The 11,187-nt window shown below is 71.7% G+C and carries 13 protein-coding genes; 7 read left to right on the forward strand and 6 right to left on the reverse strand.

Annotated features, from left to right (window positions below; all coding sequences use genetic code 11):
• Positions 1–46 precede the first annotated feature (46 nt).
• From ACIRF8_RS28520 to ACIRF8_RS28545, 6 genes are read left to right on the forward strand one after another with little or no spacing between them, the layout of a single operon-like run.
• Complete coding sequence (locus ACIRF8_RS28520) at positions 47–1,186, forward strand: ABC transporter ATP-binding protein (protein WP_404219210.1); 1,140 nt, start codon at positions 47–49, stop codon at positions 1,184–1,186.
• A complete protein-coding gene (locus ACIRF8_RS28525; protein WP_404219212.1) occupies positions 1,183–1,827 on the forward strand; it encodes an ABC transporter permease in 645 nt (214 codons plus the stop codon). The genes ACIRF8_RS28520 and ACIRF8_RS28525 overlap by 4 nt, the downstream gene beginning before the upstream one ends.
• Before the next feature lie 6 nt (positions 1,828–1,833).
• On the forward strand, positions 1,834–2,511 hold the full coding sequence (locus tag ACIRF8_RS28530; RefSeq protein WP_404219214.1) for an ABC transporter permease: 678 nt from the start codon (positions 1,834–1,836) through the stop codon (positions 2,509–2,511).
• Between the two features lie 11 nt (positions 2,512–2,522).
• A complete protein-coding gene (locus ACIRF8_RS28535; RefSeq protein ID WP_404219216.1) occupies positions 2,523–3,458 on the forward strand; it encodes an ABC transporter substrate-binding protein in 936 nt (311 codons plus the stop codon).
• Between the two features lie 12 nt (positions 3,459–3,470).
• Positions 3,471–4,904 carry a purine-cytosine permease family protein gene (locus ACIRF8_RS28540; protein ID WP_404219218.1) on the forward strand — a complete coding sequence of 478 codons (1,434 nt, stop codon included), beginning with the start codon at positions 3,471–3,473 and terminating at the stop codon, positions 4,902–4,904.
• Positions 4,879–5,331: a hypothetical protein gene (locus ACIRF8_RS28545; protein ID WP_404219221.1), complete on the forward strand. Its 453-nt coding sequence runs from the start codon at positions 4,879–4,881 to the stop codon at positions 5,329–5,331. Before ACIRF8_RS28540 ends, ACIRF8_RS28545 begins: the two co-directional genes overlap by 26 nt.
• A 54-nt stretch (positions 5,332–5,385) precedes the next feature.
• Here the strand turns inward: ACIRF8_RS28545 and ACIRF8_RS28550 are convergent, their stop codons facing one another.
• The 6 genes from ACIRF8_RS28550 to ACIRF8_RS28575 all read right to left on the reverse strand — a co-directional run bounded on the left by ACIRF8_RS28550 (position 5,386) and on the right by ACIRF8_RS28575 (position 9,383).
• Positions 5,386–5,628, reverse strand: a complete 243-nt coding sequence (locus tag ACIRF8_RS28550; protein WP_404219223.1) for a hypothetical protein — start codon at positions 5,626–5,628, stop codon at positions 5,386–5,388.
• A gap of 69 nt (positions 5,629–5,697) precedes the next feature.
• Positions 5,698–6,072 carry a hypothetical protein gene (locus ACIRF8_RS28555; protein WP_404219225.1) on the reverse strand — a complete coding sequence of 125 codons (375 nt, stop codon included), beginning with the start codon at positions 6,070–6,072 and terminating at the stop codon, positions 5,698–5,700.
• 34 nt (positions 6,073–6,106) lie between these two features.
• On the reverse strand, positions 6,107–6,649 hold the full coding sequence (locus ACIRF8_RS28560) for a roadblock/LC7 domain-containing protein (RefSeq protein ID WP_404219227.1): 543 nt from the start codon (positions 6,647–6,649) through the stop codon (positions 6,107–6,109).
• 65 nt (positions 6,650–6,714) lie between these two features.
• Positions 6,715–7,482 (reverse strand): DUF4388 domain-containing protein, encoded by a 768-nt coding sequence (locus tag ACIRF8_RS28565; RefSeq protein WP_404219229.1) that lies wholly within the window; start codon positions 7,480–7,482, stop codon positions 6,715–6,717.
• The gene (locus ACIRF8_RS28570; RefSeq protein WP_404219231.1) at positions 7,479–7,892 is read right to left on the reverse strand and encodes a hypothetical protein; all 414 of its coding nucleotides are present in this window, start codon (positions 7,890–7,892) and stop codon (positions 7,479–7,481) included. The genes ACIRF8_RS28565 and ACIRF8_RS28570 overlap by 4 nt, the downstream gene beginning before the upstream one ends.
• A 144-nt stretch (positions 7,893–8,036) precedes the next feature.
• Entirely contained in the window at positions 8,037–9,383 is a 1,347-nt protein-coding gene (locus ACIRF8_RS28575) for a diaminopimelate decarboxylase (RefSeq protein ID WP_404219233.1), read from the reverse strand.
• Positions 9,384–9,495: 112 nt separating this feature from the next.
• Here ACIRF8_RS28575 and hutU point away from each other — a divergent pair, with 112 nt between their 5' ends.
• Positions 9,496–11,154 carry a urocanate hydratase gene (gene hutU, locus ACIRF8_RS28580; RefSeq protein ID WP_404219235.1) on the forward strand — a complete coding sequence of 553 codons (1,659 nt, stop codon included), beginning with the start codon at positions 9,496–9,498 and terminating at the stop codon, positions 11,152–11,154.
• Positions 11,155–11,187 lie beyond the last annotated feature (33 nt).

An 11,187-nucleotide genomic window follows, 5' to 3' on the forward strand; every position in this document is an offset into this window, starting at 1 on the left:
TGCATGACGATATGCAGACCGGGCAAGAGGACTCCAGAGGCGCTCCATGATCCAGTTCGAAGCGGTCCACAAGCGATTCCCGAACGGCACGACAGCGGTGCACGACCTGTCGCTCTCCATGCCCGAAGGGGGCGTGACCGTCTTCGTCGGCTCCTCCGGCTGCGGCAAGACCACCAGCCTCCGGATGATCAACCGCATGGTCGACCCGACCTCCGGCACCATCCGGGTCGGCGGGCGCGACGTCCTCGACCAGGACGCCGCCGAGCTGCGCCGCTCCATCGGCTACGTCATCCAGCAGGCCGGCCTGTTCCCGCACCGCACCGTCCTCGACAACGTCGCCACCGTCCCGCTGCTGCTCGGCTGGGGCCGCAAGAAGGCCCGCGCCACCGCCGGTGCCCTCCTCGAACGGGTCGGGCTCGCCCCCGAGATGGGCAAGCGCTACCCGCACCAGCTCTCCGGCGGCCAGCAGCAGCGCGTCGGCGTGGCCCGGGCGCTGGCCGCGGACCCGCCGGTGCTGCTCATGGACGAGCCGTTCGGGGCCGTGGACCCGGTCGTGCGCGCCCAGCTCCAGGACGAACTGCTGCGGCTCCAGAAGGAGTTGAACAAGACCATCGTCTTCGTCACGCACGACATCGACGAGGCGGTGCGGCTCGGCGACCGGATAGCCGTGTTCCGCGAGGGCGGGCACCTCGTGCAATGCGCGGCACCCGCGGAGCTGCTGGCCCGGCCCGCCGACACGTTCGTGGCGGACTTCCTCGGGGCCGAGCGGGGTCTCAAGCTTCTGTCGCTGAGCGTGCTGGGGGGCGTGGCGCGGGCGCCGTTGCCGGACGGGGGGTCGTGGGAACTGGTGCTGGATGCCGCCCGCAAGCCTCTGCACTGGCGTGCGCGGGACACCGGGGACGAGCTTCCCGTCCGGCCGCTGCGCGATACGGATTCGCTGTTGTCCGCGCTGAACGAGTCTGTCGCGTCGCCCGTGGGGATGGTGGTGCGGGTCGACGCGGACGGGGTGTTCACCGGGGTTTCGTCCCGGGACGACATCCATGTGGGAGCCGGGGCCGCTCACGCCTCGGCCCTGTCGGGCGCACCGTCACGGGGCTCCGCCCCGGACCCCGCTCCTCAATCGCCGGAGGGGCTTGATGTGTCGCCGGAGGGGCTTGATGTGCCGAACGGACGGGGCGCCGCATGACCGTCGACTGGGACTGGATCGGCTCCCACGGCTCCGACCTCACCACTCTCACCCTCTCCCATCTGCAAGCGGCGTTCAGCGCGGTCCTGTGCGGACTGCTGATATCGCTGCCGCTCGCCGTCGTCGCCCACCGGGTCAGGCCCCTGCGCGGCTTCCTCCTCGGGCTGTCGAACGTCCTGTTCACCATCCCCTCCATCGCCGTCTTCGTGCTGCTCCTGCCGGTCTCCGGGCTCACCCGCACCACCACCGTCACCGGCCTGACGATCTACACCCTCGTCGTCCTCCTGCGGAACACCGTCGAAGGGCTCGACTCCGTACCGCAGAAGACCAAGGAAGCCGCGAAGGCCATGGGCACCAGGCCGCTGCGGACCCTGCTCACCGTCGAACTGCCGCTCGCGCTCCCGGTGATCATGGCGGGGGTACGGATCGCCACCGTCATGTCGATCTCCCTCGTCTCCGTGGCGACCTACATCGGCGACGGCGGCCTCGGCCAGCTCTTCACCGACGGGTTCCAGCGCAACTTCCCGACGCCCGTCATCGTCGGCGTCGTCCTGACGCTGCTGCTCGCGCTGGTCGCGGACGCGGCACTCGTCGTCGTCCAACGGCTGCTCACGCCGTGGGCCCGGACCAGGAAGGTGTGAGCGACCATGTACGAACTCTTCAAGGACCTCGGGTCCTGGCTGGTCAGCGGCGAGCAGTGGGCCGGGCCCGACGGCATCGGACACCGGCTCGCCGAGCACCTCCAGTACTCGCTGATCGCCACGCTCGTCGCCGCCGTCATCGCGCTGCCCGTCGGCCTGCTCATCGGGCACACCGGGCGCGGCGCCTTCGTCGCCATCAACCTGTCCTCCTTCGGCCGCGCCCTGCCGACCGTCGGGCTGGTCGTCCTCGTCTTCCTGGCCAGCGGCCTGTCGATGTGGCCCGTCTACATCGCCCTCGTCGCGCTCGCCGTGCCGTCCATCGTCACCAACACCTACGCCGGGATGACGGCGGTCGACCCGGAGGTGCGGGACGCCGCGCGCGGCCAGGGCATGCGGGCCCATCAGGTGCTGTTCCAGGTCGAGTTGCCGCTCGCGCTGCCGCTGATCATGACCGGGTTGCGGCTCGCGCTGATCCAGGTCGTCGCGACCGCCACCATCGCCGCGTACGTCTCCTTCGGCGGGCTCGGCCGCTACGTCTTCGACGGGCTCGCCCAGCGCGACCTCGTGCAGGTGCTCGGCGGCGCCGTCCTCGTCGCGGTCGTCGCCGTCGTCCTCGACCTCGCGCTCTCCGGCCTCCAGCGCCTCCTCTTCCGCCACCGGCCCTCCGCCCTCACGTCCGCCTAGGAGAACCCCAGATGAACCGACGCACTCTCCTCGGCGGCCTGTTCGCCGCGGCCTCCGTCCCCGCCGTCGCCGCCTGCTCCGGCGGCATCACCTCGCTCGACGGAGGGGGCTCCGGCGGCTCGGGCGGCGGCTCCAGCAAGGGCGGCGTCACCATCGGCACCGCCAACTTCACCGAGAACCAGGTCCTCGGCCACTTGTACGCGGCCGTCCTCGAAGCGGCCGGTGTGAAGACCACCGTGCGGCCCAACCTCGGCACCCGCGAAATCCTGATCCCCGCCCTCAAGGGCGGCGACATCGACCTGCTTCCCGAGTACCAGGGCGCCCTGCTGCACTACCTCGACACCAAGTCGACCGCCACCGAGGAGGGCGAGATGCAGAACGCCCTCGCCATGGCGCTCCCCGCGGGGCTCCAGATCCTCCCGTACGGGATGGCCGAGGACTCCGACGCGTTCGTGGTGACACGGGAGACGGCCGACAGGTACGGGCTCACGTCGCTCGCGGATCTCGCGCGGCACAACGGGAAGCTCGTCATCGGCGCCGCCCCCGAGGTGAAGAAGCGACAGGTCGGCGCCGTCGGCCTGAAGGACGTCTACGGCGTCGAGTTCAAGGAGTTCAAGTCCCTGGACTCCTCGGGACCGCTGGTCAAGGGCGCCCTGAAGAAGGGGGACGTCGACGTGGCGAACCTCTTCACCACCGACACCGACATCGCCGCCGAGCACTGGGTCGTCCTCACCGACCCCAGGAACCTGGTGCCCGGCCAGCACGTCGTCCCCCTGATCGCCGACCGCAAGGCCGACTCCACCGTCCGCAAGGCGCTGGCCAGGCTCGGCAACGTCCTCACCACCGCGCAGCTCACCGAGCTGAACCGGCTCGTCGACAAGGACAAGAAGGACCCCGAGGACGTCGCGCACGACTACGCCCGCCGCCACGGGCTCAGCAAGAAGTAGGGAGGCCCGCGCATGGCAGCGGTAGTGGAGAAGCACTCCATCGACGTCGTCCCGGACAGTGAGCGGCACGGGCGCGCGTTCAACCAGTTCACGCTGTGGCTCGGCGCGAACCTCCAGATCACCGCCGTCGTCACCGGCGCGCTCGCCGTCGTCTTCGGCGGTGACGTGGTCTGGTCGCTGACCGGGCTCGTCCTCGGCAACCTGCTCGGCGGCGCCGTCATGGCGCTCCACTCGGCGCAGGGCCCGAAACTCGGCCTGCCGCAGATGATCCAGTCCCGCGCCCAGTTCGGGGTCAAGGGCGCCGCCGTGCCGCTGCTCCTCGTGATCCTCATGTACGTCGGCTTCTTCGCGAGCGGCAGCGTCCTCGCCGGGCAGGCGACCGCCGAACTGACGCACACCGACGACACGACCGGCATCGTCGTCTTCGCGCTCGTCACGGCCGTCGTCGCGGCCGTCGGCTATCGCGTCATCCACGTCCTCGGCCGCGTCGCGAGCATCGTCTGCGCGCTCGCCTTCCTCTACCTGGGCGCCCGCCTCGTGGACCGTGTCGACCTCGGTGAGCTGCTGGGTGACGCGCACTTCTCGCTGCCGATGTTCCTGCTCGCCGTGTCGCTCTCGGCGTCGTGGCAGCTCGCGTTCGGCCCCTACGTCGCCGACTACTCGCGCTATCTGCCGCGCACCACCAGCGCGAAGGCCACGTTCTGGTGGACGCTGTCCGGCTCGGCGCTCGGCTCGCAGTGGTCGATGACGTTCGGTGTGCTGGTCGCGGCGAGTTCGGGGGAGGCGTTCCTCGACAACCAGGTCGGCTACGTCGTCTCGCTCGGCGGCGCCGGCCTCGCCGCGTCGTTCTTCTACTTCGTCATCGCGCTCGGCAAGCTCACCATCAACGTCCTCAACACGTACGGCGGCTTCATGTCGATGGTGACGGGCGTCAGCGGTTTCCGCGGGCAGCGCGTGCTGTCGCGGCGCGGCCGGGCCCTGTACATCGCGGTCATCATGGTCGCGGGCACGGCCGTCGCCCTCGCGGGCAAGGACAGCTTCCTGTCGTCCTTCAAGGACTTCCTGCTGTTCCTGCTGACGTTCTTCACGCCGTGGTCCGCCATCAACCTCGTCGACTACTACCTGATCTCGCGCGGGCGCTACGACATCCCGGCCCTCGCCGACCCGGCCGGCCGCTACGGCGCCTGGCGCCGGGACGCGCTCACCGTCTACGGGATCGGGCTCGTCGTCCAGCTCCCGTTCCTGGCCACCCACTTCTACACCGGTCCGCTCGTCGCACCGCTGGGCGGCGCGGACGTGTCCTGGATCGTGGGGCTCGTCGTCCCGGCCGCCCTGTACTGGCTGCTCGCCCGGCGCGGCACCGGCGAAAGGGGGGTTAACCCCAATGCCCCGCGGGACCCGGCTCCGTACCGTGAACGGTATGGAAGCCCGCGAACAGGCACGTGACGCCGAACTGAAGAAGGAACTCGACGCCACCCTGCACGCCCGCAGGGAACTCGGCGAAGAGTACGAGACCGCGCTCGTCGACTCGTTCCTCGACAAGGTCGAGCAGCGCCTGGACTCCTCCGTGGACCGCCGGGTGCGCAGGCAGCTCGCCGAGCAGCAGATGGCCGTCGCCCGCGACGCGCGCACCGGCCGCGCGGCCGGCGACGGCTGGGGCGAGGGCTTCGGCTTCGCCGTCGTCACCCTCGTCCTCGCGATCCCGCTGTCCGCGATCGCCGTGGTCAACGCCCACCTGCCCGGACTGCTGATCGCCTGGGGCGGCATCGTCGGCGTGAACGCCCTGCACGCGGGCGCCTGGCCGCACTTCGGGGAGCGGCGGCGTGAGCGGCGGGAGCGGCAGGAACGCCGGGGTTCGGACTGGGAGGAGTAGAGCCCGCCCCGCGTCATGCCTGCCGGGTCGGCAGGACGACGGCCTGGCGCGGGTTCACGTGCCAGGGCGGCTCGTCGTGTGGGCGACGAGGTCCGCGATGTCCCCGGACGCGAGCCCGGTCAGCGCCTCGGTCCTCGGCCTGTCCGCGATGTCCGCGGTCGCGTTCCGGCGGCTGTGGGGGGCGGACCACCAGGAGAGGGCGAAGTCGCCCTGCCCGACGAGACGTTGACGGTGACGGGCGAGAGCGGCCAGGTGCCAGGTGCCAGGTGCCAGGTGCCAGGTGCGGCTGGTGTGCACCCCCCGGCGACGCCGCACCCGGTGGGGCTCGGCGCCGCCGCCCGGGCATGAGGCCGGGGACCGGTGTGCTCAGACGTCCAGGTCGGCCTCGATCTTCTTGAGCTGGTGGCGGGCCATCGCCAGGTTGGCGCGGGCGGAGTCCAGGACGAGGTACAGGAACAGTCCGTTGCCGCCGCGGCCCTTGAGCAGCCTGATCAAGTGGTACTGGGTGCCGAGGGTGATGAGGATGTCCTCGATCTCGTCCTTGAGGCCGAGATGTTCCATGGTGCGCAGCTTGGCGCGGACGACATCGGTGTTGCCCGCTGCCGCGACCTCCAGGTCGAAGCTCTTGGAGCCTCCGATGGTGCCGAGGGCCATGCCGCTGTTGTAGTCGACCAGGGCGGCCGCGCTCGCACCCTCGATGGAGGCGATGGCGTCCTTCAGAGCGGTCTCGGTGTTGGCCATGGTGCTGGTCCTTTCCTGTGCTGGTGCGCTGTCTTCATCGGGTCGTGCGAGGGTTCAGGGTGGGCTCGGTAAGACCTGGCCTGGGCGTGCGGACGGGCAGCCCGCTGTCGGTGGAGGCGGGCGCCGGGGCGTCGGGTGGCGGTGGCGTGTCGGTGGGCGCCGTGCGGGCCCGGGACCGGCCGCGGGCCCGTACGGGCGGGTCGGCGACGGCCGCCTCGACCAGTTCGCCGATCCGGGTGCCGGAGCGGCGGCCCTCCAGGTGCAGCCGCCCCACGTTGACCCGGCCCTCGGCGAGCAGCGTGAGGATCGCGGTGCCACCGGCCGCGTACGTGGCGACGTAGCCGTCCGTGCCGCGCACCAGGAGTTCCCGGAAACCGCCCTGCCCGGTGGCGTCGGAGAGGCGCTGGGCGACGCCGAGCGCGGCGGCGGTCAGCGCGGCCACACCCTCCGGCTCGACGCCGGTGGTGTCCTGCGCGAGCACGAGTCCGTCGACGCTGGCCGCGAGCGCCCCGGTGACCTGGGGCACCCGGACTCTCAGCCGCTGTAGTTCGCCGAGGACTTCGGCCTCGTCGGCCATCGGCGGTCTCCTTCCGGGAGTGGCGGGGGATGCGGAGCCGGCCCGTCCGGTGAGTCGCAGGCGCTTCACAGGGACTCCAGCGCGGCGCGCAGCCGGCGCAGCAGCGCGATGTCGGGGTCCTCGACAGCGGCGTGCGCCATCCAGGGGGGTGGAGCGGGCGGGGCGGCCTCCGGTGAGGGGGCGGTGGTCACCAGGCCGCCCGCGGCCAGGCGGCGCAGATCGACCAGGGTGTGGAAGGTGGGCCTGCCCAGGGCGAGCGCTATCTGCGACGCGGTCCGCTCCCCGTCGACCAGCTCCAGGACGCGGCGCCTGCGCGCGGGCACCGCCAGCCGCCGGTCGCCGGACCTGGCGAGGGGGGCCGTGTCGGTGTCGGGTTCGGGCCAGATCCGCTGGAGCAGTTCCCGGCGGCGCAGCGTCTCGCGTTCGACCGCGGCGACCGGCACGGGCCGTACCGCGCCGAACCAGTGCGAGACCCCGTACCGGAAGCGGGTCGGGCCGCTGCTCTGCGCGAGCGTGAAGTAGGCGGCGTCGAAGACCGCGCCCAGGTGGCACAGTTCGAGCGCGCCGTCCGAGAGGCGGCCCTGCTCGACGAGGTAGCGGCCGACGCGCTGCCGGGCGCCCGCCCGGTCGACGGCCTCCCACCAGCGCTCGGTCTGCACCGCGCCGCCCGCCGTGAGCAGCACGTCGATGCCGGGTGTCGCGGGCGACTCGGCGTGCACGATGCGGCCGTCCGCCAGGTAGAGGGTGCCGTGTTCGCGGATCAGCGCCCCGGTGGCCCCTTCGTCGGCGAGCCGTCCGAGCATCGGCGAGAGGCTCGCCTGGAGGGTGCTCATCCCAGGACCAGCCGGTCGGCGATGTCGGCGAGGCGCAGCCGGGAGAGCGCGAGGTTGCCTTCGTCCCGGTCGAGCCACAGGTGCAGGAAGACGCTGCTGTCGAAGCTGGTCCGTACGAAACGCAGCAGGTGGTACCCGTCGCGGTTGGTGATGAGGACGTCCTCGACGGGCGGCGCCTTGTCGCTGCCCGCCCCCTCGGACCAGTCGCTGCCCTCGGCCGGGGCGAAGGCCCGGTGCTCGGCGGCGAGCCGGGCGAGTTCGGCGGCCTCGGCGGCGGTGGCCTCGTGGTCCCCGTTGGGCGAGTCGCCGATGGTGCCCAGGGCGAGACCGCTGGTCCAGTCGACGACGGAGGCGCCGCGCGTCCCCGGCAGCCGCATGACCTCAAGCAGGCACTCGTCGATTCCGGGCACGCCGTGAACTCCCCACCTGGTCGCCACGTTCGGGTATATCTGGTGTTTGTGTGACGACGAAGCTACGCACCGTGCGGTGACCTGGTGAGCGTTCTGGCATTTTCCGGTGGGACATGCGTGCGGCGGCTAGAATCCGCCGCCCCGTTACAGGTCGAGCAGGGCGCCTGCGCGGTCGCCGCCCGACTCCGCGACGATCTCCTCGATCGTCTGCGGCGCGCGCACGGTGGCGAACCGGACACCGTCCCCGTCGGCCGTGAAGCCGTGGACGCCGGGCCGGACGAGCGAGTTGTACGAGTAGTGCTGGGCGAAGTAGTAGGCGCCGGTGTCGAGCGCCGCCGCGTAGTCGCCCGCTTCGAGCAGCGGCAGCGCGTGGTTCTCGGCGAGCAGGTCGCCGGAGAAGCAGGCGGGTCCCGCCACGTCCTGCGCGACGTCCGGCCCAGTCTTGCGCCGCCCCTTCGCGTCGTACGCGGCGATCCGCAGCGGCCAGGACCCGGGGGCGTACACGGTCCGCGTCGCGACCTGGACCCCCGCGTGGGTGACGGCGATCGGCCGTCCGCCGCTCTCCTTGGCGTACTCCACCAGGGCGAGGATCGTGCCGTGCTTGGCGAGGAGCGAGCGGCCGAACTCGGTGACCAGGCCGTAGCGTCCGTCGAAGAGGCCGGGCACGGTCGAGGCGAGGAGCCCCGCGTACGTGGCGTAGTCCGGGGTCTGTTCGTCGGAGGCGAAGTTGACCGGCAGTCCGCCGCCGATGTCGAGCGTGTCGATCTGCTGCCGCCCGGCCAGCGCGTTGATCTCCTCAGCCAGTTCGTAGGCGGTCCGTACGCCTCGTGCCATCAGTTCCAGGGGGACGCCCTGCGATCCTGAGTGCGTGTGCAGGCGGGTCAGCCACGGTCGGTCGAGGTAGGCCCGCACGACCCAGTCGCGGGCGCCCTCGTCGCGCAGTGCCACCCCGAACTTGGAGGTGGCGGTCGCCGTGGACAGGGCGCCGATGGAGCCCGCGCCGAGCTGCGGGTTCACCCGGAGGCCGAGCGGGGAGCGGGTGGGCGCGGAGGCGACCAGCGCGTCGAGGCGCGCCAGTTCCTGCGGGTTGTCGGCGTTGACCGCTATGCCGAGGGCGAGGGCTTCGCGCAGTTCGGCGCCGGTCTTGGCGGGGGAGTCGAGGACGGTGCGGGTCGGCGCGATGCCCGCCGCGCGGGCGAGGGCGAGTTCGCCGGGGCTCGCCACCTCGGCGCCGATCCCGGCCTCGCGCAGCAGCCGCAGGACGGGCACGAGCGGTGTCGCCTTCACGGCGAAGGCGTGCAGGACCTCGGTGCCGGGAGCGGTGACGGCGTCGAAGGCGGCGACCAGCGCGGCGGCGGAGGCGCGGACGCCGGTGACGTCGAGGAGTCCGGTGACGGGGGAAGCCGGGCCGACGAGTCCCTGGCTGACGGCGGCGTGTACTGCCTGGTCGCGTCGGGTGGAGATGTCCGTGGATACGTCCCTGGATGCCATGTGGTCCAGCCAACCACCCGGACGGCGCCCCTGGGAATGTATTGACTAGCTCTATTCAGATGGCCAGGATGTGAATATCCGCATCACGATGGAGCACTCCAGGAGGCCGCCGATGTCAGGACCACGCCCCGTACGAGCCCCGCGCGGCACCGAGCTGAACACGCTCGGCTGGCAGCAGGAAGGCGCCCTGCGGATGCTCATGAACAACCTCGACGCCGAGGTCGCCGAGCACCCCGACAAGCTGGTCGTCTACGGAGGCACGGGCAAGGCGGCCCGGTCCTGGGAGGCGTTCGACGCGATCGTGCGCACGCTGGAGACCCTCAAGTCGGACGAGACGCTGCTCATCCAGTCCGGCAAGCCGGTCGGTGTGCTGCGCACCAGCGAGTGGGCGCCGCGCGTGCTGCTGGCCAACTCCAACCTCGTCGGCGACTGGGCGAACTGGGAGGAGTTCCGCAAGCTGGAGGCCGAGGGCCTGACCATGTACGGGCAGATGACGGCCGGTTCGTGGATCTACATCGGCTCGCAGGGCATCGTCCAGGGCACGTACGAGACGTTCGGCGCGGTGGCGCGGAAGAAGTTCGGCGGCACCCTCGCGGGCACGATCACCCTCACCGCGGGCGTCGGCGGCATGGGCGGCGCCCAGCCCCTCGCGGTCACCATGAACGAGGGCGTCGCCCTCTGCGTCGACGTCGACGAGACCCGCATCGACCGCCGCATCGGCACCCGCTACCTGGACGTCAAGGCCGACAACCTCGACCACGCCCTGGAACTCGCCGTCCAGGCCCGCGACGAGCGCCGCGCCCTGTCGATCGGCGTCGTCGGCAACGCGGCCGAGGTCTTCCCCGAACTGCTGCGCCGCGGCGCCCCCATCGACATCGTGACCGACCAGACCTCGGCCCACGACCCGCTCGCCTACCTCCCGGTCGGCATCGCGGTCGAGGACTGGGACAAGGAGCGCGAGGCCGACCCGGCGGGCTTCACCGACAAGGCGCGGCACTCGATGCGCCTGCACGTCGAAGCCATGATCGGTTTCCTCGACCGGGGCGCCGAGGTCTTCGACTACGGCAACTCCATCCGCGACGAGGCCCGCAAGGCCGGCTGCGAGCGCGCCTTCGACTTCCCCGGCTTCGTCCCGGCGCACATCCGCCCGCTCTTCGAGGAGGGCCTCGGCCCGTTCCGCTGGGCCGCACTCTCCGGCGACCCGGCGGACATCGCCAAGACGGACGCCGCGATCAAGGAGCTGTTCCCGGACAACAAGCACCTGCACCGCTGGCTCGACATGGCCGCCGAACGCATCTCCTTCGAGGGCCTGCCCGCCCGCATCTGCTGGCTCGGCTACGGCGAACGCCACCTGGCCGGACTCAGGTTCAACGAGATGGTCGCGAGCGGCGAGCTGTCCGCCCCGGTCGTCATCGGCCGCGACCACCTCGACTCCGGCTCGGTCGCCTCCCCGTACCGCGAGACCGAGGCGATGAAGGACGGCTCCGACGCGATCGCCGACTGGCCGCTGCTCAACGCCCTGGTCAACACGGCGTCCGGCGCCTCCTGGGTCTCCCTGCACCACGGCGGCGGCGTCGGCATGGGCCGCTCCATCCACGCCGGTCAGGTCTGCGTCGCCGACGGCACGGACCTGGCCGCCCAGAAGATCGAGCGCGTCCTCACCAACGACCCGGCGATGGGCGTCATCCGCCACGTCGACGCGGGGTACGAGCACGCGGCCGAGGTGGCGGCGGAGCGGGGCGTACGGGTGCCCATGCGGGAGGGCAAGTGACGAGCCCCGCAGGGCCGCGGGGAACTGCGCGCT

It is taken from the genome of Streptomyces sp. NPDC102406, from assembly GCF_044765725.1.
Classification (GTDB): domain Bacteria; phylum Actinomycetota; class Actinomycetes; order Streptomycetales; family Streptomycetaceae; genus Streptomyces.